General features: G+C 71.9%; 20 protein-coding genes and 1 pseudogene. 5 read left to right on the forward strand and 16 right to left on the reverse strand.

Translation table 11 applies throughout. The annotated features are described in order from the left end of the window. Positions 1-78: 78 nt before the first annotated feature. Positions 79-1116, reverse strand: a pseudogene (locus ACFWYS_RS21050) (lytic polysaccharide monooxygenase); the annotation flags it as partial. Positions 1117-1291: 175 nt separating this feature from the next. On the opposite strand from ACFWYS_RS21050, the gene ACFWYS_RS21055 reads away from it, so the two are divergent. Beyond that, on the forward strand, positions 1292-1741 hold the full coding sequence (locus ACFWYS_RS21055) for a GNAT family N-acetyltransferase (RefSeq protein ID WP_384770886.1): 450 nt from the start codon (positions 1292-1294) through the stop codon (positions 1739-1741). A 48-nt stretch (positions 1742-1789) separates the two neighbouring features. Here the strand turns inward: ACFWYS_RS21055 and ACFWYS_RS21060 are convergent, their stop codons facing one another. Further along, positions 1790-1927, reverse strand: a complete 138-nt coding sequence (locus ACFWYS_RS21060) for a hypothetical protein (RefSeq protein ID WP_384770889.1) — start codon at positions 1925-1927, stop codon at positions 1790-1792. 148 nt (positions 1928-2075) lie between these two features. On the opposite strand from ACFWYS_RS21060, the gene ACFWYS_RS21065 reads away from it, so the two are divergent. Further along, complete coding sequence (locus tag ACFWYS_RS21065) at positions 2076-2690, forward strand: class I SAM-dependent methyltransferase (RefSeq protein WP_384771213.1); 615 nt, start codon at positions 2076-2078, stop codon at positions 2688-2690. 22 nt (positions 2691-2712) lie between these two features. Here ACFWYS_RS21065 and ACFWYS_RS21070 read toward each other — a convergent pair whose 3' ends face one another. Together ACFWYS_RS21070 and ACFWYS_RS21075 are read right to left on the reverse strand one after the other, a co-directional pair. Beyond that, positions 2713-3216, reverse strand: coding sequence for a DUF402 domain-containing protein (locus ACFWYS_RS21070; RefSeq protein WP_384770892.1), 504 nt, complete (start codon positions 3214-3216; stop codon positions 2713-2715). Next, positions 3197-4126 (reverse strand): GNAT family N-acetyltransferase, encoded by a 930-nt coding sequence (locus ACFWYS_RS21075; protein WP_384770894.1) that lies wholly within the window; start codon positions 4124-4126, stop codon positions 3197-3199. Before ACFWYS_RS21075 ends, ACFWYS_RS21070 begins: the two co-directional genes overlap by 20 nt. Before the next feature lie 71 nt (positions 4127-4197). Here ACFWYS_RS21075 and ACFWYS_RS21080 point away from each other — a divergent pair, with 71 nt between their 5' ends. Next, positions 4198-4569: a GntR family transcriptional regulator gene (locus tag ACFWYS_RS21080; RefSeq protein ID WP_384770897.1), complete on the forward strand. Its 372-nt coding sequence runs from the start codon at positions 4198-4200 to the stop codon at positions 4567-4569. 73 nt (positions 4570-4642) lie between these two features. Here ACFWYS_RS21080 and ACFWYS_RS21085 read toward each other — a convergent pair whose 3' ends face one another. Further along, on the reverse strand, positions 4643-5413 hold the full coding sequence (locus ACFWYS_RS21085; protein WP_384770900.1) for a DUF72 domain-containing protein: 771 nt from the start codon (positions 5411-5413) through the stop codon (positions 4643-4645). Positions 5414-5428: 15 nt separating this feature from the next. Further along, positions 5429-6523 (reverse strand): DUF5925 domain-containing protein, encoded by a 1095-nt coding sequence (locus ACFWYS_RS21090; RefSeq protein ID WP_384770903.1) that lies wholly within the window; start codon positions 6521-6523, stop codon positions 5429-5431. A gap of 165 nt (positions 6524-6688) precedes the next feature. Between ACFWYS_RS21090 and ACFWYS_RS21095 the strand changes: the two genes are divergently transcribed. Next, positions 6689-8101 (forward strand): xylan 1,4-beta-xylosidase, encoded by a 1413-nt coding sequence (locus ACFWYS_RS21095; RefSeq protein ID WP_384770905.1) that lies wholly within the window; start codon positions 6689-6691, stop codon positions 8099-8101. Between the two features lie 48 nt (positions 8102-8149). On the opposite strand, the gene ACFWYS_RS21100 is transcribed toward ACFWYS_RS21095, so the two are convergent. The 7 genes from ACFWYS_RS21100 to ACFWYS_RS21130 all read right to left on the reverse strand — a co-directional run bounded on the left by ACFWYS_RS21100 (position 8150) and on the right by ACFWYS_RS21130 (position 17926). After that, a complete protein-coding gene (locus ACFWYS_RS21100; protein ID WP_384770908.1) occupies positions 8150-12004 on the reverse strand; it encodes a lipopolysaccharide biosynthesis protein in 3855 nt (1284 codons plus the stop codon). Then, the gene (locus ACFWYS_RS21105; RefSeq protein WP_384770911.1) at positions 11997-12797 is read right to left on the reverse strand and encodes a polysaccharide deacetylase family protein; all 801 of its coding nucleotides are present in this window, start codon (positions 12795-12797) and stop codon (positions 11997-11999) included. The genes ACFWYS_RS21100 and ACFWYS_RS21105 overlap by 8 nt, the downstream gene beginning before the upstream one ends. Continuing rightward, entirely contained in the window at positions 12794-13828 is a 1035-nt protein-coding gene (locus ACFWYS_RS21110; RefSeq protein WP_384770914.1) for a glycosyltransferase family 2 protein, read from the reverse strand. Before ACFWYS_RS21110 ends, ACFWYS_RS21105 begins: the two co-directional genes overlap by 4 nt. Then, entirely contained in the window at positions 13825-14646 is an 822-nt protein-coding gene (locus tag ACFWYS_RS21115; protein ID WP_384770917.1) for a glycosyltransferase family 2 protein, read from the reverse strand. The genes ACFWYS_RS21110 and ACFWYS_RS21115 overlap by 4 nt, the downstream gene beginning before the upstream one ends. 371 nt (positions 14647-15017) lie before the next feature. After that, the gene (locus tag ACFWYS_RS21120; RefSeq protein ID WP_384770920.1) at positions 15018-16115 is read right to left on the reverse strand and encodes a GNAT family N-acetyltransferase; all 1098 of its coding nucleotides are present in this window, start codon (positions 16113-16115) and stop codon (positions 15018-15020) included. 1 nt (position 16116) lies between these two features. Then, complete coding sequence (locus tag ACFWYS_RS21125; RefSeq protein ID WP_384770923.1) at positions 16117-16542, reverse strand: hypothetical protein; 426 nt, start codon at positions 16540-16542, stop codon at positions 16117-16119. Positions 16543-16717: 175 nt separating this feature from the next. Beyond that, positions 16718-17926: a S8 family peptidase gene (locus tag ACFWYS_RS21130; RefSeq protein WP_384770926.1), complete on the reverse strand. Its 1209-nt coding sequence runs from the start codon at positions 17924-17926 to the stop codon at positions 16718-16720. 320 nt (positions 17927-18246) lie between these two features. Between ACFWYS_RS21130 and ACFWYS_RS21135 the strand changes: the two genes are divergently transcribed. Further along, complete coding sequence (locus tag ACFWYS_RS21135) at positions 18247-19056, forward strand: SGNH/GDSL hydrolase family protein (protein WP_384770929.1); 810 nt, start codon at positions 18247-18249, stop codon at positions 19054-19056. Between the two features lie 15 nt (positions 19057-19071). On the opposite strand, the gene ACFWYS_RS21140 is transcribed toward ACFWYS_RS21135, so the two are convergent. From ACFWYS_RS21140 to ACFWYS_RS21150, 3 genes are all read right to left on the reverse strand, one after another. Then, complete coding sequence (locus ACFWYS_RS21140) at positions 19072-20697, reverse strand: serine/threonine-protein kinase (RefSeq protein WP_384770932.1); 1626 nt, start codon at positions 20695-20697, stop codon at positions 19072-19074. Positions 20698-20760: 63 nt separating this feature from the next. Next, positions 20761-22515, reverse strand: a complete 1755-nt coding sequence (locus tag ACFWYS_RS21145) for a nickel transporter (protein ID WP_384770935.1) — start codon at positions 22513-22515, stop codon at positions 20761-20763. Continuing rightward, positions 22512-24143 (reverse strand): tetratricopeptide repeat protein, encoded by a 1632-nt coding sequence (locus ACFWYS_RS21150; RefSeq protein ID WP_384770938.1) that lies wholly within the window; start codon positions 24141-24143, stop codon positions 22512-22514. Before ACFWYS_RS21150 ends, ACFWYS_RS21145 begins: the two co-directional genes overlap by 4 nt. Between the last annotated feature and the right edge of the window lie 121 nt (positions 24144-24264).

The following is a 24264-nucleotide window of genomic DNA, read 5'->3' on the forward strand; positions in this document are numbered from 1 at the left end:
CCCGCCGGGAGCTCGTCCGTGTCCAGGAAGCGCAGCGCCTCCACCGCCGCGTCGCGGGGGGGGGCCCCCCGCGGCCCCGCGCCCGCGGCCCGCCCCGCCGGCCGCGCGCCTGCGCACCGACGCGAACAGGACCGCCGAACCGAGCGCCAGGGTGGCCGCGCCGCCCATCGCGAGATACGGCGTGTTGCCGTCCCCGCCGGTCTCCGCGAGGTTCTCGCTCGCACCGGCCGCCTTCGGCCGGTTGGCCGGTGCGGCGGGCTGAGCCTCAGCGGCCGCCGCGGCCGGCTCCGCCGACGTACTGGCGTCCTGGTCGCCATGGCCGTGGTGCTCGATCGTCGACTGGTCGGCACCGGCCTCGATCTGCTCCTCGGAGGGCGCGGAGGCGCTCGGGGCGGGCGCGGCCCCGCCGCCGGAGTGACCGGAGTCGCCGGCGCTGCCGGAGTCGCCTGTGTCGGAGCCGCCGCCGTTTCCGCCGCTGCCGCCGCCGAAGGTGACGTCCGAGCAGGAGTAGAAGGCCTCCGGGCTGTCCGAGCGCTGCCAGACCGCGTACAGCAGCTGCTTGCCCGAACGCTGGGGCAGGGTGCCGGAGAACGTGTAGAAGCCGCCCGAGGCCGCCGGGTCCGTGGCCGTCGCCACCGGGTTCGCCAGATCCAGGTCGTTCCAGGCCAGCGGCTTGGCGGGGTCGTAGCCCGGCTTGGTGACGTAGACCTTGAAGGTGCCCTTGTGCGGGGCGGTCACGCGGTACTTGAAGGTGTACGACCCGCTGCTCACACGCGTCGCCGGCCAGTCGGCGCGGGCCTGGTCGAGGCCCTTGAACTCCTCGCTGTTCGCGCTGCACAGCTTGCCGTCCGGGATGAGCTCCTGGTGCCGGCCGGCCGCGTCGCCGATGCGTATGCCGTTCCAGTCGTACAGGGCCTGCGCCCCGCCCGCCGAGACCGCCGCCTTGCACGCGTCGGACTTCGGGCTCTCCGGACCCTCCGCGTAGCACTGCGAGACCCGGCTCACCGGGTCGCCCATCGAACCGTGCGCCGCGGCGGGGGTGGTGGCGAGGGCGGTCAGGGCGAGCGGGGTCAGGCCGAGCGTGGCGACGGCGGCGGCCTTGCGGCGTGCGGGCATGGAAGATCTCCTCAGGGGGGTTCTGCGTTCTGATACGTGGGGTGAATCCCGTGGGGGCGATCAGAAGCTAGCCCGAGGAAACCGTGAAATCGCCTGCTGAAGGCGGGTGATGGCGATCTTTAGGGTCGCCTTAAGGGAGTGTTCGGACTGGGATCAGGTAGCTAGCGTTCATGTCATGACTAGCGAGGAGATCCGGCCCGCGACGGACGCCGACGTACCCGCGGTGAAGGACGTGACCGACGCGGCCTACACGCCCTACATCGAGCGCATCGGCCTGGTGCCCGTGCCCATGGAGGCGGACCACGCGGCGGACGTGGCCGCGGGGAAGGTGTTCGTGACGGGTGATCCGGTGATCGGCCTCGTGGTGATCGAGGCGTACGCGGACCACCTGTACCTCGACAGCATCGCCGTCCACCCCGACGCGCACGGCACGGGCGTGGGGCGACGGCTGCTGCACTTCGTGGACGCACGCGCGCGTGCGCTCGGCCTGCCCGAGGTCAGGCTTCTGACGAACGCGAAGATGTGGGAGAACCAGAAGATCTACCCGAAGTACGGCTATGAGGTCGTCGAACGTCGGGTGGACGGCCGGTACGACCGCATCCACTACCGCAAGCGGCTGACCTGACGCGTTTTCGTTGTCTGCGTTTTCGTTGTCCGGGGCCGGCAGGGCGTCTCAGCCGTCCGGCCACCAGGTGCGTGCGATGTCCTTGCGGACCTCCGCTCGTCCCGAGGGGCGCTCGTCGGCCTCCTCCCGGACCCGGCGGGCGTCCGTCTTCCTCTTCAGGGGCTTCTGCACGGTCACACGGCGCATGGCTGCCTCCTTCGGGGTCCACCGAGTTCCTCGTTCATATGGAGGTAGACCCTTTCGGGGAGAGTTGCTCATCGCCGCTGGTCCTGTCAGTGGCGGCTGTCACCATTCGACTGTCAGTGGCGGGTGTCACTCTTGGCCCATGACCGACATGACGAACGGTGAGCCCGCCCTCACAGGCGCGGACCTGGACTGGGACGCCGCCGCCCCCTCCTTCGACGACGAGCCGGACCACGGCCTGCGCGACCCCGACGTGCGCCAGGCCTGGGCCTCCCGGCTGCGCTCGTGGCTGCCCGGGCGCGCGTGTGACGTGCTGGACCTCGGCTGCGGCACCGGAAGCCTGTCGCTGCTCGCGGCCGAACAGGGACACCGGGTCACGGGCGTGGACCGGTCCCCGGCGATGGTGGACCTCGCCCGCGCCAAGCTCGCCGGGCGTGACGCGGCGTTCCTGGTCGGTGACGCGGCGGCGCCGCCGGTCGGAGAGGAGCGGTACGACGTCGTCCTCGTACGGCATGTCCTGTGGACGCTGCCCGACCCCGCGCGCGTGCTGCGGCACTGGGCGGGGCTGCTGCGACCCGGGGGACGGCTGGTGCTGGTCGAGGGCGTGTGGGGGACGGTCAGCCCCGTCGGCATACCGGCGGATCGGCTCACCGGCCTGCTCGCCCCGCTCGCCGCACACGTGCGCGTGGAGCGGCTGTCGGACGACGAGCTGCTCTGGGGGAAGGCCGTGGACGACGAGCGGTATGCCGTGGTGGCGGGAGTCTGACGACAGGGCCTGGGCCGGGGCGCTACGCGAGCAGGGACTCCAGGCCGCCCTCCGCGCCGGCGAACGCCTCCAGCTCGTCCAGGGCCGCCAACGCCGCGGCGGCGGCCTCGGGGTCCGACTCCGCCAGGCCGCTCTCGGCGAACTCGTCCTCGTCGAGACGGCGTACGTCCGTGCCGTCGGCGGACCGCCACAGGTCCAGGTCGAGGTCCTCGACGACCAGCTCGGCGCCGGACAGCGTGGCCGGGCGGGTGATGTCGCAGTACCAGCCCTTGAGGGCGCCCGCGCTGTCGCGGACCTCCTTCACGGCGTACCAGCGGTCGCGCCAGTAGTACTCGGTGAAGACATCGCCCGGCTCGAACCGCACGAAGCCGAAGTCACGGACCCCGGCGCCGGACCAGGGGGCCCGGACGGCGATACGGGTGCCGTCGTCGGCGACCAGCTCGGCCGCGTAACGGATCTTCGTACGGCCGCCCTTGACGAGGACCACGTCCAGCGGGCGCGGCCGCTCAGCCGAGTTCGCGGACATGGCGGACCTCCGTCGCGCAGATCTCGTAGCCGAACCACTTGTTGATCGCGAGCATGGGGGCGTTGCCGGTGTCGTTGCCCGTGAACGCCTCCGTGAGACCGGCGGCGCGTGCGCGGTGCAGGGAGTCGTTCTTGGCGAGTTTGGCCAGGCCGCGGCCGCGGAAGGCGCGGGCGGTGCCGGTCATGGCGTTGGTGTACCGGGTGCCGCCGTCCGTGCGGGCCAGGCTGAAGGCCGCGGGACGGCCGTCGACCACCGCGACGGAGGTCAGCTCATGGCTGAGGAGCGGATGGTTCCAGGTCTCCTCCAGCCAGGCCTCGTAGTCCGTGAACTCGTAGGTGACGTCGCTCGGTTCGTCCGACGCCGTCTCCGCGTCCAGTTCGAACAGCGGGCGCGGATCGTCCGCGAAGTCGGCTGCCGTGCGCAACTCGACGCCCGGGGGCGGGGTCTGGAGCGGGGGCAGCGTGCCGCCCGCCAGATCCAGCCGGAGGAAGTGCGCCGAGCGGCCCGCGCGGTAGCCGTGCCGCTCGGCGAAGGCGCGGTTGCCCGGTGCGTCGAGGATCCACGCGAACAGCCTGGTCGCTCCTTGCCCGGCGAGGTACTCCTCGGCGGTGCGGACCAGCAGCGTGCCGGCGCCGCGCCGGGTGCGCTCCGGGTGGACGTACACGTTGATGAAGCCCTGGCCGGGCTCCGGGCTGTCGTGGACGAGCCCGACCTGGGCGGTGCCGATCACCTCGCCGTCCTCCTCCGCGACGAGGGGCCGGTACCGGGCGTCGGGGTGGATGTGTGTGACGTCGTAGGCGAGGGCGTCCGGGGTCCCCACCATGAAGGGCAGCGCGAGGTGGCGGACATGGGAGAAGCCCTCGACGTCGGCGCGGACGTCGGGACGCAGGGGGCGCACGGTAATAGTCATCGCGGCGCACGCTACGGGGGAGATGCGCCACGGTGCCTCTCATTTTCCGCGGGGTACGGGACAATCGCCGCGTGACTTTGAAGATCCGCATCGACGACAGTGCCGCACCGTACGAGCAGGTACGGGCGCAGATCTCCGAGCAGGCGCGATCGGGGGTGCTGCCGGTGGGCTACCGGCTGCCGACCGTGCGGGGGCTGGCCGAGTCGCTGGGGCTGGCGGCCAACACGGTCGCCAAGGCGTACCGGGCGCTGGAGAGCGACGGGGTGATCGAGACGCGGGGCCGCAACGGCACGTTCGTCGCCGCGGCGGGCTCCGCGGCGGAACGGGAGCTGGCGTCGGCCGCGCAGGTGTACGCGGAGCGGGCCCGGCGGCTGGGTCAGGACGAGAAGGCGGCACTCGCCGCCGTCCGGGATGCCCTGCGGGCGGCTTACGGGGAGCGCTGAGTGAGGAGGGCGGAGCGGGAGGGCTGAGGTGAGGAGGGCTGAGCGGGAGCGCGGCGTTGCGGAACGACCGGCCCTAGGCGTGCGCCAGGCGCTTCGGGGTGCGAGTCGGTTGCAGGCCCACCGCCCTCGCCGCCCTGGCGAACGTCATCGCGTCCTCCACGGCCGCCCCCGTCGGATCGTTGTTGAAGTACGCGTACACGTCCTCGCCGGCGGACCACGTGTCGGCGATGCGGTGTGCCCAGGTGTCCAGGGCCTGGCGGCCGTAGTGCGGCCAGCGCTGGGCGCGGCCCTCGTGGAAGCGGACGTAGCCCCAGTCGGCGGTGCGCCACAGCGGGGTCACGGGGCGGGACCCGGCGTCGGCCCAGCACAGGGCGGCGCCCCGGGACTCCAGGACCCCGCGGATCTCCGACGTCCACCAGCTGTCGTGCCGGGGTTCGACCGCGACCCGTGTCGACGCCGGGAAACAGGCGAGGCAGGCGTCCAGCAGACCGGCATCCGCCCGCAGCGTCGGCGGAAGTTGCAGCAGGACCGGGCCCAGCCGGGCGCCCAGCCCCTCCGCGTGGGTCATCAGACGTGTCACCGGCTCCTCGGGATCCCGTAGCCGCTTGATATGGGTCAGGTAGCGGCTCGCCTTCACCGCGACCACGAAGTCACCCGGCACCCGGTCCCGCCACGCCTCGAAGTTCTCCCGCGTCGGCAGGCGGTAGAAGGCGTTGTTGATCTCGACCGTGGCGAAGTGCGCCGTGTACTCCTCAAGCCACAGCCGCAGGGGGACGTCCGGCGGGTACAACACCTCCCGCCAGTCCCGGTACTGCCACCCCGACGTGCCGACGAACAGGGTCATACGTCCATCAAAGCACTACAGATACAGCCCCGCGTCCGCCCCTTCCCGAGGCTCCGGCAGCGACGTCGGAGACGTCCCCCGCTTCAGCGCGTACAGCTCCGCCAGGGTCGCCCCCTCCCGGCCGACGCCCTCCTCGGTGCCCAGCCAGCCCACGGCCTCCCGGCGCGTCAGCGGCCCCACCTCGATACGGGCCAGACAGCGGCCGGGGCGGACGACGGCGGGGTGGAGGCGCTCCAGGTCCTCGTTGGTCGTCACCCCGACCAGGACGTTGCGGCCCTGGCCGAGCAGTCCGTCCGTCAGGTTGAGCAGCCGGGACAGCGCCTGTCCGGCCGTGTGCTTCGCCTCGCCGCGGATCAGTTCGTCGCAGTCCTCCAGGAGCAGCAGCCGCCAGCGGCCCTTGCCGGTCGAGTCCTCCTCGCCGATCGCGATGTCCATGAGATAGCCGACGTCGCTGAACAGGCGCTCCGGGTCCAGGACACAGTCCACCTGGCACCAGTCCCGCCAGGAGCGGGCCAGGGTGCGCAGCGCCGACGTCTTGCCGGTGCCGGGCGGGCCGTGCAGCAGGAGCAGACGGCCCGCGATGTCCTCCGGGGTCGTCTTCATCAGCCGGTCCATCGCGTCCGCGACCGGCGCGGTGTAGTTGTCCCGCACCTCGTCCCAGGTGCCCGCCGAGATCTGCCGGGTCGTACGGTGCGGGCCGCGCCTGGGGGAGACGTACCAGAAGCCCATGGTCACGTTCTCCGGCTGCGGCTCGGGCTCGTCCACCGCGCCGTCCGTCGCCTCGCCCAGCACTTGCGCCGCAAGCTCCTCGCTGGTCGCGGTCACCGTGACGTCGGCGCCGCGGTTCCAGCGGGAGATCAGCAGGGTCCAGCCGTCGCCCTCCGCCAGCGTCGCACTGCGGTCGTCGTCGCGGGCGGCGCGCAGCACCCGGGCGCCCGGCGGCAGCAGCGTCGCCCCGGACCGTACGCGGTCGATGTTCGCCGCGTGCGAGTACGGTTGCTCGCCCGTCGCGAAGCGGCCGAGGAACAGCGCGTCGACGACGTCGGACGGCGAGTCGCTGTCGTCGACGTTGAGCCGGATCGGCAGAGCGTCGTGTGGGTTCGCAGACATGCGGCCATGATCCGGCACGAAAGCGCCGTGTGCACCCGGTTTCCAGGTGACGACGCCCGGTGGTGGCAGTGCCGTGTGCTTCCGCCGCGCCCCTCCGTTCTGTTACCGGACCGTGTAGGACGAAAGCCGCCCGAGCCGCCGACGCCCCCGTTACCGTTGTCCTTGATGGGACGTCATGGGTGGAATTCGGGGCCACGGCGGTGGCGGCTCACCGCACTGCTCGGCGTGGGTGCGGCGGCTCTGGCGCTGGTCGTGACCCTCCTCAACACGCTTCCGGGGAACGGCGTGAACACCGACGGCACCTCACGGGACGGGGACCGGCCGCACGGCACCCCGAGCTCGACGCCGGACGCGAGGAATCCGGATGTGGGCTGGGGGTTCACACACACGCAGAACAGCGCGGACGAGGGCGCCCCGGCCGCGGTCGAGCGCGTCGAGGGACGCCTCGCGGACGCCGGCGGGATGCCGCAGATCCAGCACATCATGGGGTGGGGCGCCGACAACCCCGAGCCGGTCAGGGGGCGTTACGACTTCGAGGACTTGGACCGCCGTATCGACTTCATCCGCGCCTCCGGCAGCACCCCGGTCGTCACCCTGTGCTGCGCCCCCGACTGGATGAAGGGCGGCGAGGCCGGTGTCGACAACACCGACTGGAGCCAGGCCGCCCTGGAGACGGCACCCGACCCCGAGCACTTCGAGGACTTCGCCGCGCTCGCGGTGACCGTCGCCAAGCGCTACCCGGACGTACGGCACTTCATCGTCTGGAACGAGGCCAAGGGCTTCTGGAACGACGCCGAGGGCCGCTGGGACTACGAGGGCTACACCAAGCTGTACAACCTCGTCTACAAGGCGTTGAAGAAGGTCAACCCGGAGATCATGGTCGGCGGGCCGTACATCGTGATGGACAGCGTCGACCCGCGCGCGGAGGAGGCCTCGGCGGCGCTGAAGGGCCCCTGGGGCGCCCTGGACCGGCGCACCGTCGACGCCTTCGAGTACTGGAACGAGCACAAGGCCGGCGCCGACTTCGTCGTCGTGGACGGCTCCAGCTACACCCGTGACGACGAGCTCCTGCCCGACGAGTTCACGGCCACCGACAAGTTCACGGCCGTCAGCCGGTGGGTGCGCGAGCAGACCGGCGATCTGCCGCTGTGGTGGGCGGAGTACTACGTCGAGCCCGCCGACGGCAACGACGACCGCAAGGGCTGGTCCGAGACCCGCCGCGTCGCCGTCCAGGCCGCCGGGATGATGGCGCTGGCCAAGGGCGGCGCCTCCTCCGCCTTCTACTGGAACCCGGAGGAGGAGAAGGGCACCGAGTGCGCCGGCTGTCTGTGGACGCCGACCGACAGCGCGAGCGGCGGGAAGAAGCTGCCGATGTACGACCTGGTCTCCCGGTTCGGCAGGGAGTTCGGGCCTGGCACCCAGTACAAGGAGGTGCCCGTGGACAGTCCCGACGTCCGGGTCCTGGCCACGGACAAGGTGATCCTCGCGGTGAACACCCTGGACCGGCAGACCAGCACGAAGATCGACGGCGAGAAGGTCGTGCTGCAGGCGTACGAGGTGAAGTGGCTCAAGCGCTGAGCCACTTCACCTCCGCCGTCCCCACCTCCGCCGTCCCTTGCTTGACCGTCACTTGATCGTCAGGAACCGCTGCACCAGCGAGGCCAGCAGCACCGCCAGCAGCGGCAGCGAGAACCAGAAGCTGCTCTGCAGCCACCGCAGTTGCCGCACGCTGGGCGCTGTCGCCACCCGGACGATCTCGCGGGCCATCAGCAGCACGATCAGCGCGACGGCCGCGAACCCGCCGACCACCGACCACGGCGTCCAGGTCACCTGCGGCCCGATCGGACCGGGGTCGGCCTCGGGGATCCCACCGGCCGGCTGCTTCTTCAGCGCGTACATCGTCACGTCGGCGTTGACGAAGACCTTCTTCAGCTCCCGCCGCTCGTCGAGGTTCTCGATCAGCCGCGACTCCCAGGTCGCGGAGTAGCCCAGGTCCAGGCGGAGATAGGTGACCTGACCCCGGTTGATCATCAGATACGAGTTCGGGCCCGCGTCCTTCAGCGCCTTCACCAGGCCCGACACCAGCACCGGGTCGACCGGCGCCTGCGTCGGCACATACGCGACCTTCTCCATGTCCCGCGAGCCCCACGGCATCGCCGGTGTCACGTCGTTCACCGGATCGCTGCTCAGCCACAGCAGCCTGAGGCTCGGATCGTCGTGGGCGTACACGTACTCCATGGCGGCGACCTCGCCGGGCCGCACCCGCTCGAACGGCTCGTTGCCCCAACGGGCCACCAGGAACCCGCCCATCAGCACCAGGCCCGCCATGAGCGCGGCCAGCGGCGCCAGGCTCACCCGGTCCTTGTCGCGCTCCTTGGTGGTGACGCCGGTGCGCGGGAAGAAGGCGAGACCGGTGAGCAGGGCGGCGCCGGGCAGGGCGAACATGAAGACGCGCAGCGCCATCTCACCGCCGTACGACTGCATGCCGAAGCCCAGGAACGGTACGAAGGTGAGGACGAGCAGCGAGCGCTCCCGATAGTGGTGGAAGCGGCGGCGCCACCAGCCCCAGCAGGCGAAGGCCATCACCGAGCCGGCCAGCAGCACGCGCGCGTAGAGCACGAGTTTGTGGGTGGAGCTGCCGCCCTCGATACGGCCGGAGACCGACGACGACACATTGCCGCCCACGCCGCCGACCCCGCCGAAGAGTTCGTCGAAGTGCCCGGACCAGTACGGCTCGGCCATGAAGCCGATCCAGACCGTCACCATGACACCGAACAGGATGGGCAGGCCCCGCAGTTCGGACTTGCCGATCAGGACGAGCGCCGTCAGCACGCCCAGCATCACGAACGGCGTGAGCTGGTGGGCCGGGACGCTCGCCGCGAACAGCCCGGTCACGACCAGCAGCAGCACGCCCCGCTGCCGCCGGTCCGTCGGCTCGACCTCGACCTCGCCGGGCCGCCGCTTCGTCCAGATCACGTGCGGGGCGCGGAACCAGACCAGCAGGATCGCCGCGAAGACGAGGTACAGCAGATACGTGAAGCCCTGCGGGGAGAAGTAGTCCTGGCCGACCCAGCCGCTGAGCACGAACACCCAGATGCCGGTCCACTTGGCCCGCCAGCTCGCCCGCATATGGCGCACCAGCAGGAACATCGGCACCAGGTACAGCAGTTGCATGGTGAGCGGCCACCAGCGGATGACCTCGGTGAGGTCACCGAGCCCGCACGCCTTCGCGACGAACGCCGCCGCCGCGAAGAAGCCCGGCCAGCTCCAGCGCGCGTCCAGGTCGGGCACGGCCGACCCGGTGCGGTCGATGTAGTCCAGGAAGCCGAGGTGCTGCCAGGCCGTCGCGAACCGCGGCTCGGTCTCGATCAGCGCCGGCAGGGCGTGCAGCGAAACGACCGTCGCCAGCAGGGTGACCAGCAGCAACGCCCGGTGCTCGCGGCCCAGCCACAGCAGCGAGGCGAACGTCACCGCCAGCAGCGCGGCCCCGACCAGTGTCGGCAGCGGCAGCACCGAGATCAGTCCGAGCCCGCCCATCCCGTCCAGGTCGGCCTCGCCGAGCCGCAGCGCGGGCACCCAGTACAGCAGCAGCGCGGCGACCAGCAGACAGCCGAGGACCACCCCGAGACGGGTCGGCAGCAGCCGCTCGCGCCAGGTGGGCTCGGGTGCGGCGGGCTGTCGTACGGGCTCCTCGGGCAGGGGAGGCTCTCCCCGTACGGCGTTCTCCGGCTGTACGGCGGCCTCCTCCGGTACGGCGGCCTCCGCGCGCTCCTCCGCCGTGGCCTCCTCGCCCTTGCCCGCGTCGAACTCCGACTCGAACGGGGCGTCCACCTCGGCGGGCCCCATCGAGGCCTCCGCCCCCGGCGCGCGCTCTTCGACCGGCAGCCCGAGTTCGGGCCCCCGCGCCCAGGTCGGCCGGTGTTCCGGGCGGACCGACGGAGTGCCCGTGGGCGGCGTGCCCGGGCCCGGGCGGACATCGGGCCGGCGTTCCAGGTGGTCGAAGTCGACATGGACGCCCAGGGCGAGGGTGTCGGTGTCCAGCGCCCAGGCGGGCATGCGCTTGCGGGCCCCCTCGGGCACCTCGCGCGCCCCCAGGTCGGCGAGGTCACCGTCGGGGGCCGCGTCCTCGGGGACCTCGGCCGAGGTCGCCCGCACGGTCCGGTACAGCTTGGGCGCGGCGACCGCCACGATCACCGAGAGGGACGCGATCTCGGCGACACCGGCGCCGGTCAGGCCCATCCGGGGGAGCAGCAGCAGCGTCAGGCCCAGCACCAGGACGCACAGCACTCCCTGCAGCCACGCCAGTCCCGCCGTACGGCTCTGGGCGCGCAGCACCGCGAAGTACGTCTCCATGACGACCCGCAGCAGCGCGCCCACCGCGAACCAGCGCAGCAGCGGCGTCGCCGCGTCCGCGTAGCCCGAGCCGAAGACGCCCAGGATCCAGGGCGCCCCGAAGAACAGGATCGCGGCGACCGGCACCATGATCCGCGCCATGCGCCTCAGCGCCGCCCGGGTGTTGGCGGCCAGCCGCCCCGGGTCGTGCGAGCCCTCGACCGTGAGGGAGGCGCCCATGTTGATGGCGAGCAGATTGACGGTGCCGCCGATCGTGGCCGTGATGTAGAAGTACGCGTTGTCCTCGGAGGAGACCTGAGCGGCCACGATCACCGGGATGAGATAGACCACGGCGAGCGAGAACAGCGAGCCGGTGTAGTCGCCCGCCAGGAATCTCCCGACCTCCCGCAGGGACGGCGGGGCGGCGTGGTCCTCGGTCGCCGCCACATGGCGCGGCACCAGGCGCCGGAACACCAGCCAGCCCAGCGGCAGCACCGACACCGCGATCGCCGCGACCCACGACACGAACACACCGGCGGTGGGGATCGCCACCGCGAACGCCACCAGCAGCCCCAGCTTCACCGCGGAGAACACGGTATTGCCGACCGGCACCCACACCGCGCTGCGCAGCCCGGTCAGGACGCCGTCCTGGAGCGTGAGCAGGTTCCAGGCGATGACGGCCACGACGAAGAAGAGCCCGCCCGCCGCCCCGTTCAGGAACCGGTACGACGGCCCCCACAGGTCCAGCGTCAGCAGGAAGACGCCCGCGGCCAGCGCCACGATCACACAACTGCCCGCGTACGTCCGGAAGATGAGCCGGGCGCTGCTGCGTCCCGCCACCGGGATGAACCGGGCCAGCGCGCCCGTCAGCGTCACCGCGGTGAGCCCCGCGAGGAACTTCATCGCGGCGATCGCGGCGGAGCCCTGGCCGACCGCGGAATCGGAGTAGTAGCGGGCGGCGGCCAGCCAGAAGCCCAGCCCCAGCACGGCGGAGATGCCGGTGTTGATCATCAGGGCGTAGGCGTTGCGGAACAGCTGACTGCCCCCGGAGGGCCCGCCCATGCCGGGCAGGCGAAGCCGGCGCCCCGACCGCTCGGGCGCCGTCGCGTTCGTCGAGGCGGGCTCGGTCGTGGTCGTCGTGTCAGACACGGGAACGGCTGGCCTTCCGGCGGATCTGTCGGGCTCTGCGAACCACGGCGTACCCCTTGGTGAGGGCACGGTCGCGGGCGAAGGCGCGGGCAACGGCACGGCCCTCGACCAGCCGCCCGAACTCCTCGATACCGGTGGTGCGGCGCACGGTGAGCCGGGTGAGGGCGTACGGCCCCTGCCGGCGCCGCGCCAGGCCGTTGTTGACCGCCAGCGCCTGCGCGTACCCGGTCTCCCGCACCGCCTCGCGCACCCGGCGGCTGGAGTAGCCGTACGGATAGGCGAACGAGGCCGGGACGGTGCCCAGCAGGTCCGAGACGATCTCCTTGCACAGGATCAGCTCGGAGCGCAGCCGGGCGTCCGGGAGCTGGTCGAGCTGGGGGTGCGTGTGGCTGTGGCCGCCGATCTCGATGTCCGCCTCGGCGAGTTCGCGGACCTGGTCCCAGTCGAGCATGGTGTCCAGGCCGCCGCCCATGTCGTGCGGGCCCTTCAGCCAGCCCGTGGAGACGAACACCGTGGCCGCGAAGCCGTGCTTGGCGAGCACGGGCAGGGCGTGCCGGTGCACGCCCTCGTAGCCGTCGTCGAAGGTGATCAGCACCGGCCGCTCGGGCAGCGGCTTGCCGGAACGCCAGCGCGCCGCGAGATCGGCCGTCCTGACGGGCGTGAGGCCCAGATCGCCGATCAGCGCCATCTGTTCCGCGAACGCCTCCGGCGCCACCGAAAGCTCACGGGTGGCGTCGTTCGGCGAGGTGGAGACGGCGTGGTACATCAGGATCGGCACAGGCGCGTCGGTCATCTCGTTCCCCCCTCGATGCCCGGTTCCTCCTCGCTGCCCGTTTCCCCGGCGAGCCCCGCCACCGAGTACGTGGCGCCTCCCCGGCGCGCCCGGACACTCCCCACCACGTACCCACCGGCCGCCGTCAGCACCCCCGCGACGATCGCACCCGCCCGCCCCGCACCGCCCGGCCGGGCCAGTACGGCATCCCGGACGCCGCGCGCCACCCCGGCCGGCAGCACCCGGGTGGCGTACCTGCGCTCGGACTCAAGTCCCTTGTCGGCGCCCACACTTCGGGCCACCAGCGCCTTCGACAGGCCCTCGGCGTAGGTGCGGGTGCGGAAGTACCGGAAGTGCTCGCGCGCTCCCGGAACCCGGTGGTGGATCACCGCGCGGTCGTCGATCAGCAGGACCGCGTCGGGCCGGGCCCGGGTGAGCCGGATGCACAGCTCCGTCTCCTCGCAGCCCAGCGGCAGCCGGTCGCCGTCGCGGCCGATGCCGGTGGCGAAACCGCCCGCGAAGTCGAACGCGGTGCGCCGGAAGGAGGCGTTGCCGCCGAGGACGTTGCGCACCTCGACCAGCCCCTGCGGCAGGCCCCGGTAGGTGCAGCCGACGACCCAGTCGAACTCCTCCGGGAACCAGTCCGGCCGCCGCCCCGACGCCCAGATCGGCTCGGTACGCCCGCCGACGGCCATCACGCTCGGGTCGGCGTACCCGGCGGCGAAGTGCCTGAGCCAGTCCCGCTCGGCCACGGCGTCGTCGTCGAGGAACGCGATGACCTCGCCGTACGAGGCGGCGATGCCGGTGTTGCGGCCGGCGGACAGGCCGCGGGGGCCCGCGTTGGCCAGCACCCGCACATCGGTCGCGCCTTCCGCGGACTCCTTGTACTCCTTGGTCAGCCGGTCCAGGAGCGCCTCGTTGTGGTCGACGACCAGCAGCGTCTCCAGCGCCGGATACGCCTGCGCCCGCACCGAGGCGACCGCCGCGAGGATGTCCTCCCAGCGGTCCTCGGTGTACACGCAGATCACGACGGAGATGTCGGGACCGCTCAAGACGCCTCTCCCCGCACCGAGCTGAGCACCTGGGCGTGGTTCCGGCGGCGGCGCAGATCACGCCGGTTGGAGCGCTCCGTGAGGATCACCTTGAGCACCCGCAGTCCGTCCCGCACGGCGCGCAGATTGCTCGTGCCGTGGATGCGGAGGTACTCGTGGCTGGGTATCTCCTGCACCTTCAGGCCCGCCTTGACGACCCGGATGTTCATCAGGGTCTCCACCTCGAAGCCGGTGCAGTCGAGTTCGATCTTGTCCAGGCAGTGCCGCCAGAACGCGTTGTATCCGTAGCAGAGATCGGTGTAGCGGGCGCCGAACTTGCGGTTGACGGCCGTGCACAGCGCCCAGTTGCCCAGTTTGCGGATCGGCGTCATGTCGTCGGTGCCGCCGCCGTTGGCGAAACGGGACCCCTTGGCGAAGTCCGCGCCCGAGAGCAGCGCGGAGACGTACGACAGGATCTCGTTGCCGTCGGCCGAGCCGTCCGCGTCGACCATCACGATGATGTCGCCGGTGGCCGCCTCGAACCCGGTGGTCAGGGCATCCCCCTTGCCCTTGCCGCGCTGCCGCACGACCTTCACCTCGGGCCACAGCTCCCGGGCCACCGCCACGGTGTCGTCGGTGGAGTTGCCGTCCACCAGAACCACTTCGTGTATCCAGTCCGGCAGGGTCTTGAAGACGTACGGCAGGTTCTCCGCCTCGTTCATGGCCGGGATCACCACGCTCACCGGCGGCGCGATGGCCAGGTGCGTGGAGACAGGCCGGTACTTGCCGGCGGTGCTCGGACCTTGGTCCGCGACCGCCGGGCGCAGAACTGAGCTCATGAGTCTGGTCCCTCTCGTCCGGTGGACCGCCCGCCCCTGGGCGGCCCGGTTTTGTGTCCGGTTCGAAAGGGGGGTTCCTCACTCACGGCACGGCGGAGTGGATCTCCGCACGCGTGTGGTGAGCTGGCATTTCTGGCCGACCACCCGAAAAGCGGCAGCCGGTCGCGCGGCATGACCCGGTCGCAAGTGCGGACACCTTCACCGAGCACCCCCCTACCACGCCCCGCGTCGGGACCGTCGCGGTCCTTGAGCCCTCCCCTAGAGCCGCGGCCGACCGTCCGATGCGAGTGAGATATACGACGGTATTGACGATTGCGCCTGTATGGCAAGAGCTGGAACGAGCCCTCACGTTTTTGTTGGTTTGACCGGAGTTAGCTACGTCCGGAACGGATCTTCCCCATACGTTTGAGGAGCCGGTCCGCCGGTTCGAACAGCTCCGGCCGTGCCTGCACGGTGTTGCGCAGCGCCCGGACCGGGGCACGGCGTGCCCGATGCCCGAACGCGACCGGGTGACGCCTGGTCACCCACCCCTCCGACACCGTCAGCTCACGTGTCTTCAGGGAGTCCTTGTACTCCTTCTGGCCCCGGCCCAGGTCGAGATGGCCGATGCCGTCGGCGGCGGCCGCCTCGGCCATCCGCAGATGCAGCACCAGACCCGGCGAGTACTTCGAGAACGCCGGGTCGTACGCCGGGAACCAGCAGGCCAGCACCCGCTCGGTACGCAGCCCGAAGTGCCCGGCGATCGGCCTGCCGTCCGCGTACAGCACCGACAGGATCCCCGCGAACGGCTCGGAACGGGTGTGGAACAGCTGCTGCACCAGCCGGGTGATCCACTCGTGCGCGAACCGGTCGCTGCGCCCCGTCCTGCGGTACTGCGCGGACTTCCACGCCATGAGCGTGCGCAGGGCCGCCGGATCGCGCTCGTCGTGCACATAGCGCACCCCGTCGTGGTCCCGGCCCAGCTTGCGCTCCTTGGCCAGCGTGGTCCGGGTGAACTTCGGTGACTGCGCCCGGAGTTGGGCCAGATAGGCGTCGTAGCCCTGGTCGACGTCCATGACCGGGGACGGGTAGCTGCCGGAGGCCCCCGCCGCGAACGCCGTCTGTCCCTCCACCAGGTGGTCGAACTCCCACACGGCGAGCCCGCACGCCTTCAGCAGCTCCTGGGCGTCCCAGCCGAACCCGGGCCGGTGCACGACGCCCTGCGCGTCCGAGACGCCGAGGCCGATGGCCCGGCCGACACCGGCCGCCGTCCGCTGGAACGGGAAGAAGGCGGCCGGCTCGCCGCCCTCCCGGACGACCGCGATCCGCACCCCGCGCCGGCAGCGGCCGACGGCGAGCGCGAACTCGGGCGACAGGAAGGGGTTGGCGAGCTCGGGTGAGCCCTGCAGATGGGCCTTGGACTGCATCGATGTCCACGCCGCCCGGTCGGCGGAGCTGAGCTCCCCGGGGCGGTACACGCTGATGTCCACGTCAGGGAGTCCGCCTTCGCGTCGTACGGCCGCGCAGCCGCCGCACCAGAACCAGCAGGAGAATGAGAGCGCTGATCGCGGTCACCGCCACGATCCCGCCGCGTACCGACCACTGGTGCACGGCCAGCATGCCCTGGGTCACCAGCATGTTGACGACGACCGCGCCCGCAACCGCGGCGATGGCCCGACCGAAGGGTTCCAGCCCGCGCAGCGCCGCGGCGATCGCCGCCGCCGGTGCCGCGAGCAGGAAGAACAGAGTGAAGGGACCGCGCAGCGGCGAGTCCGAGTCGACGAGCGCGAGCACCGCGCCGATCGCCCCCACAGCCGTCGCGGCACCCGCGAGCAGCGGCGTCAGGTCCCTCCCCGGTCCTGGTCGCGCGCCCTCGGTGTCCTGAGACGAAGCTGTCTTGATGCGTATGGTCTGCATTGGCGACTTTGCCCCCCGAAGCGCCGGATGCCGGGTTTCAATGTGGCTCAGCGCCGCATCGGCCGTCAAGATGCGAAAGGCCCCTTGACATCTGTTCGTTTCACGCCCGCGCACAGCCGGTCCCCGCGGGCGCGTGGCCTGCGGGGACCGGTGGTTCAGATGGTGCGCGGGTGCGTCACGGCACGAGCTTCAGCAGCCGGTTCGGGGAACCGCTGCCGGGGCTGGTGACCACGTTTGCGGTGGCACCGGAGGTCAGCGCCGAGGCCACCGCGGCCGGGGTGGCCGAGGTGTGGCCCGCCAGATAGACGGCGGCGGCGCCCGCGACGTGCGGCGTCGCCATCGACGTACCGGAGATGGTGTTCGTCGCGGTGTCGCTGGTGTTCCAGCCGGCCGTGATCGAGGAGCCGGGCGCGAAGACGTCCAGGACCGAGCCGTAGTTCGAGTAGCTGGCCCGGGCGTCCGAGCTGGTGGTGGCGCCGACGGTGATCGCCTCACCGACCCGGGCCGGAGAGGACGAGGAGGCGTTGGTGTTGCTGTTGCCGGCCGCGATCGCGTAGGTCACGCCGCTGGCGATGGAGTTGCGGACGGCCGTGTCCAGCGAGGACGAGGCGCCGCCGCCGAGCGACATGTTGGCGACCGAGGGACCCGAGTGGTTGTCGGTCACCCAGTCGATGCCCGCGATCACGCCCGCGGTGGTGCCGGAGCCCGCGTTGTCGAGCACCCGCACCGCCACGATCTTCGCCTTCTTGGCGACGCCGTAGGTCGAGCCCGCGATGGTGGTGGCCACATGGGTGCCGTGGCCGTTTCCGTCGGAGGCGGTGGTGTCGCCGTCGACGGCGTCGTAGCCGTAGGTGGCCCGACCGCTGATCTGCTGGTGCGTGATGCGTACGCCGGTGTCGATGACGTACGCCGTCACACCGCTGCCCGCGCTGTCCGGGTAGGTGTAGGTGCCGGACAGCGGAAGGGCGGCCTGGTCGATGCGGTCCAGGCCCCAGGGGGCGTTGGACTGCGTGGTGTCGGCCAGGTGGACCTTCTGGTTCTGCTCGACGGAGGCCACCGCCGGGTCGGCCGCGAGTCTCTCGGCCTCGGCCGCGGAAAGGGTGGCGGAGTATCCGTTCAGCGCCTTGGTGAAGGTCTTCTTCACCGTGCCGCCGTACTCCTCGACGACGTCCCTGCCCGCGGCCGAGGCGGACTTGAGGCCCGCGCTCTTCTTGAGCGTGACGATGTAGCTGTCCTTGATCGCCGTGGGGGAGCCGGCGGCCAGGACCTTGCCCTCGGCCGGAGCGGCCTGGGCGGGGAGGGAGGTGAGCCCGCCCACGAGGGCGGCGGTCGCCAGGCCGGTCATCGCGGCGAACCGTATTTTCCTGCTACGCAGTTGTGCCATTACGAGGGAGTCCTCCTCTTGGCGGCGCGCGCCTGGGTGGGGCGCACGTCTGTGGGGGGTGCGCGCGTGATCGCGGGCACGGCCTCGGAACGTCGCGTTCCCGTTTCCAAAGCCGAGGTAAAGGATCTGTGGTCCTGCGGTGACCGACAAGGGAGTTGACGACCTGTCAACGGACCTGTCATGAACACGCAACAAATCACACAGCAAACCGACAGGAACCGACCCCGCAATGCCCGGAAAGGTCTTGGCATGGACACTTCCGGTCAACACGCGTAGTTGGTACGACGGTTATTGCAGTGATCCTGCTATAGGGAGGTTCCATGAGACGTTCCCGACTTTCCGTATACGTCGCCTCGCTCCTCCTCGCCGTCGGCACCGCCCTCACGGGGGCCGCGTCCGCACAGGCCGCCGACACCGCCGCCGCCGGCGGCTACGTGGCCCTCGGCGACTCGTACTCCTCCGGCCTCGGCGCCGGCAGCTACATCGCCTCAAGCGGCGACTGCTCGCGCAGCACCAGGGCCTACCCCTACCTGTGGGCCGCCGCGAACTCACCCTCGTCGTTCGACTTCACAGCGTGCTCGGGCGCTCGAACGGGTGATGTGACCGCCAGTCAGCTCGGCCCGCTCAGCGCCTCCACCGCCCTCGTGTCCATCACGATCGGCGGCAACGACGCGGGGTTCGCCGACATCATGCAGACCTGCGTCCTGCAGTCCGACAGCGCCTGCGTCTCCCGCATCAACACCGCCAAGGCGTTCGTCGACTCGACGCTCCCCGGCCGGCTCGACACCGTCTACTCGGCCATCCGCACCAAGGCCCCCTCCGCCCATGTGGTCGTGCTCGGCTACCCGCGCTTCTACAAGCTGGGTGCCTCCGGCTGCCTGGGCCTGTCCGAGACCAAGCGCAGGGCGCTCAACGAGGCCGCCGACCACATCGACGCGGCGACCGAGAAGCGCGCCCTGGACCACGGGTTCACCTTCGGCGACGTGCGACCCACCTTCACCGGGCACGAGATCTGCTCCGGCAGCTCGTGGATGCACGCCGTGAGCTGGCTCAACATCCCGGAGTCGTACCACCCGACGGCCGCGGGCCAGTCGGGTGGTTATCTGCCGGTGCTGAACAGCGCGGCCTGACCGCCCGCCGCTCTCCTACGAGCTGGGCGACCCGGTAGGCGTTGGTGAGACCCCGCCCGTCGGGGTCTCCGTCTCACAGGTCACCGAGAACGGCACCGAGTTCGACTTCGTCTCCACCGGGTCGCGCACCTCGACACTGATCTCGCTCTCGAAGGTCCCGCTCTCGTCGTACGTCGTCAGGAACACCCGGTCCTGCTTGGTGCGATCCCCGCCCTCCGGGAACGACAGGGTCTTCCAGCCCTGGTCCATGACGTCGCCGTCCCGGGACACCCAGCGATAGCTGACCTGCGCCGGCAGCCGCCCCACCGTGAACGTCGCCGTGAAGGCGGGCGCCTGGCCGCTCGACGGCGGACAGGCGCCGGAGTACTCGGTGTTGGCCCCCGCCAGCGACACCCGCACGGACTGCGGCGCCGGAGCGGTCGTAGGGCTGCCGCTCTTGCTCGGCGCCGGGCTCCCGGCTCCGCCCGCGGCGTTCTCGTCCTCGTCCTTGGTCCTGGTCGGCGAAGTCCCGCCACCCACCTGGCTGTTGGTGCTCTCACCGCCCGAGCCACGGTTCCCGTCGCCCCCACGGTTGAGAAGCGCATACGTCAGCCCCGCCACGGCCAGCGCCAGGACGGCGATGCCGGCGATCAGAGTGACGGCGGCGCGCCGGTCGCGGTCGGGGCGGACCGGAGCCGTGGTGGCGGCGGGGGTGACGGGCCGGGTCGGCGTGGGCGCCGGGACCGGGGCCGTCGGGGCGGTCCGCTCCGGCGCCGGGAACGCCGCCACCGTCGGGGTGTACGGGCTCGCCTGCACGGTGTCCGCGCGCGGCGTGCCTCCCGCGGCGACGATCCGCAGGTCCTGCTCGGCCCGCTCGGCCGACAGCCGCTCGGCCGGGTCCTTGCGCAGCAGCCCCTCGATGACCGGGGTGAGCGGACCGGCCCGGTGCGGCGGCGGCAACTCGTCGTCGACGATCGCGCGCAGAGTGCTCAGCGGGGTGTTCTGGCGGAACGGGGAGTTGCCCTCCACCGCCGCGTAGAGGAGCACCCCGAGGGACCACAGGTCGGACTCCGGGCCCGGCGTACGGCCCAGCGCCCGTTCCGGGGCCAGGAACTCCGGGGAGCCGATGACCTCACCGGTCATCGTCAGCGCCGAACTGCCCTCGACCATCGCGATCCCGAAGTCGGTGAGCACCACCCGGCCGTCGTTCGACATCAGCACATTGGCCGGCTTCACATCCCGGTGCAGCACCCCGGCGTCATGCGCGGCCCGCAGCGCCGCCAGCACCTCGGCACCGATGTGCCCGGCGCGCTGCGGGCTCAACGGGCCCTCGGCGTCCAGCAGTTCGGCCAGCGAGATACCGCGGACCAGCTCCATCACGATCCAGGGCCGACCGTCCTGTGCGGCCACGTCGTACACCGTGACGACATTGCGGTTGGCGACCCGCGCCGCCGCCCACGCCTCCCGCTCCAGCCGGGCGTACATCCGCTCGACCTCCGCCGCCGGCAACCCGTGCGGCGCGCGCACCTCCTTGACGGCCACCTCGCGGTACAGCACCTCGTCACGGGCCCGCCACACGGTGCCCATGCCGCCCTCGCCGAGCGGGGACAGGAGGCGGTAGCGGCCCGCGATCACACGTTCACTGCCGTGGTCTTCGGACACGGACGTCCCCCATTCGCATGCGTGCGAAATCTCCACTCCGTGCTATTTCTTCCCAAAAGTAGCTCAGCCGAGTACGGATGCCGCCCCCTGGAACACCAATCCGGCCCCGAGCAGGACGACGAGACACGCGGACGCCAGCGGGGCGGTCCTGCGCAGGAAGGTCGTGGCCGGGTGGGTGGTCCAGCGCGGACGCCTGTCCAGCACCCGGGTCACCCCCGAACCCAGCTTGACGACCGCGAAGCCCGCCGCCGTGAGGGTCAGGGCGAGCCCGACGCCGTACGCCACGACGAGCAGCAGCCCGAACCACGCCTTGCCGAGCGCCGCCGCGCCGACCAGCACGACGACCGCGGAGGGACTGGGCACGAGACCACCGGCGAAGCCGAGGAGGATCGTGCCGCGGAGGGTGGGGGCGGTGGGGTGGGTGTGCGTCAAGCCGCCGTGGGTGTGGGTGAGCAGGCCGTGCTTGTGGGTGTGGCCGTGCGTATGGCGATCGTGGTCATGGTCGTGGTCGTGCTGGTGGCTGTGGTCGTGGTGTGCGGGTGAGTGGGTGGTGGCCGTTGCGGGTGCGGTGGGTTCCGTCGCGGTGTGGGTGTGGGCGGCGACCAGGACCGGTTGGCGTTCGTGGGTGTGGTCGGCCTCGTGGGTGTGATCGTGGGGATGGGGGTGCGGGTGGTCGTCGTGAGCGTGTGAGTGCCCGTGCGGGGCGTCGTGATCGTGATCGTGATCGTGGTCGTGCGAGTGGTCGTGTCCGTGTCCGTGTCCGTGCCCGAGGCCGTGCTTGCGCATGTGCCAGGCCCGGCGTACGAGGTTGGCGCCCGCGGCGATCACCAGGGCACCGCTGGCGATGCCCAGCCAGGTGATCACCGAGGGCGCCGCCGCCGAGCCGGCCGTGACCAGGAGGCCCAGGGCGACCACGCCGAGCGTGTGGGTGACCGTCACCGAGGCGGCCAGCGGCATGACGTCCTTCATGCGTGCCCGGCCGCCGCGAGCCGTCGCGACCGCGGCCATGATGGTCTTGCCGTGGCCGGGGGCGAGCGCGTGCATCGCGCCCAGGAAGACCGAGATGACCAGGGCGAGCGCGGCGAAGCCGAGGGTGAGGTCCTGGCGCGAGACCAGGCTGTCGAGCGCGCGCGTCCAGCGGTCGGCGCCGCGCGGCAGGACGGAGGAGGCCGGGGTGTCCTGCTCGGACTCCGCGAGGGCGGGTCCGCCGGGGCGCACCCGCAGCGACGCGGACTTGGTGTCGGCGGGGGAGGAGAGCAACTCCTCCGGGTACTTGGTCAGTTCCCCGGAGACCGACTCCTTCGGTACGTCCGAGGCGGTGAGCGTCATACGGTCGCCCCGCGCCGTGACCTCCCGCCAGCCGGGGCCGGACTGGGCGCCCGCGCCGCGGAAGCCGACGGCGATGGCGTCGGTGGCGCCCTCGGGGAGCTGCGCCGCCATCCGGCACTCCACGCGCAGGGTGTCCAGACCCGCCTGACCGGGTCGCACGCGCGCGTGGCTGCCGTTCAGCTTCAGATCGACGGTACGGCCGTCCACCGTTACCTCGCTGCCCCGCGCCGCCTTCTCGCAGCGCTGCCGGGCCCACTCCGTCATGCCCGCCTTCTCGATGTCGGGCTCGGCCTGGGTGGCCGGGATCTCGGCGAGGTCCTCGACATGGTGGACGCGCAGTTCACCGGGGGCGGCGACGAGGCCGTCGTAGCGGTTGACGGTGAAGTTGCCGAGGGGGTGCGCGCTCGCGGGCGGGGAGGGGACCAGCGCGAGCGCGCAGGCCGCCGTGAGGACGGCCGCGGTGGAGGCGAACAGCCGACGGAGCGTCACTTGGCCGCCTCCAGGTCCTTCAGTGCGGTACGGGCTTCCCGGGCGCCCAGCGGCGAGAAGCCGGGGTTCAGCTTCAGCGCGGCACGCAGATGCTCGCGGGCGTCCTCGGCGTGGCCCGTGGCGCGCTCGATGACGCCCCGGTGGTAGAGGAACGCGGCGCTGCGGTAGCCGGTCGCGGTGGCCCTGCGCGCGTAGGACAGGGCCTCGTCGTCCTTGCCGTTGACGTGCAGAGCCCAGGCGAGGGCGTCCGCGGTGTGCACGGTCTCGCGGCGCTTCCACTCGGCGCGGGCGGCGCGCAGCGCGGAGGCCTTGTCGCCGTGGTCCGCGGCCGCGAGGGCGGTGTCGAGGTCGGCGTTGACGCCGTTGGCGCGGGCGAGGGCGGTCCAGGCGTCGACCAGGGCGTACTGGTCGTCGGCCTTGACCTTGTCGCCGGCCGCCTCGTACAGCTCGCCGAGTTCCACGAGCGGGCCGGGCAGCGGGTAGCGGGAGACGACGTCGCGCAGTCCGTTCAGGGCGCCGGTCCGGTCGCCGCTAGCGGCCTGGGCACGGGCGCGGCCCTCCAGGGCCGGGAGGTAGTTCTCGTCGGCGGCGAGGGCTCGGGCGTAGTGGGTGAGGGCCGCCTCGTAGTCGCCCTGGTTCCAGGCGAGTTGGCCGAGCTGGGTGGCGACGTAGGCGGTGTCGCCGGGCGCGACGGCGGAGGAGAGCGCCCGGTTCAGGACGCGCTCGGCCGTGCGGACGTCGCCGCGCAGCTCGTGCACGTAGGCGTACCGGGTGAAGACCGGGATGCCCGGGCGGCGGTCGTCGGCGGTGTCGGCGGCCTTGGACGCGTCGGCGTAGCGGCCGAGTTCGACCAGGGCGTCGACGCGGGAGCACAGGGCGCGTTCGCTGTACGGGTTCACCTTCAGTGCCTGGTCGGCGTACTTCAGGGCGTCCTCGAAGTCGTGCCGGGCGGCGGCCAGGGCGGCGCGGCCGGCGAGGGCCTGGTCGTTGTCGGCTCGCAGCGCCAGCGATCGCTTGAAGGCCTGGTCGGCCTGGGGGTAGCGGGAGGGGTCGCCCTTGGTGCGGGCCTGTTCGACGTAGGCCAGGCCCAGGGTGGCCCAGCTGCCGAAGTCCCTCGGCTGGTCGCGGAGGTGGGACTGGAGGGAGGCGATGCCGGAGTCGAGGTCACCACTGGCGAGGAGGCCCGGTGAGAGTGCGGCGCTCGCCGGGGCGACGCTCTGGCCCGCGTTGCCGCGTGCCGCGTCGAGGGCGATGGAGCCGGCGGTGAGGGCCACGGCCAGGAGGGTGACACAGCCGGCGAGGTGAAGGGCGCGTCGGCGGCGGCCGGCCGCGGCGGTTCGGCGTACGGCGGCGATGCGCTGGGCGGAGTCTTCCTCGCCCCCGCCGCCCCCATCCGTCCCGTCCTGAAGGGACTCCGCCCCTTCGACCCCGCTGGGGGCTGCCGCCCCCGGGCCCCCGCTTCGGCCCTTGAGGGGCCCCGTCCTCGATCGCCGGACGGGCTGAACGGCGGCCCTGACCCGCCGAAGGGCGGCGAGCCGCTCATCGGCCCCCGCGGCAGCGGCATCCGCACCGTTGGCCTTGCCGTTCTCCTCGTTCTCCGGTGCGCTGTCGTTCGTACGCGGGGTCATGCCCTCTCCTCGATCGGATGTGCGGGGGCGGTCGTCGGTGCGGCGGGTGGCGGCGCGGCCCGCGCCGTGGGGGATGAGTACATTGCGGGCCGCGCCAGCTGATGGGGCGAGGTGACCTCGC

It is taken from the genome of Streptomyces sp. NPDC059010 (assembly GCF_042740355.1).
GTDB lineage: Bacteria > Actinomycetota > Actinomycetes > Streptomycetales > Streptomycetaceae > Streptomyces.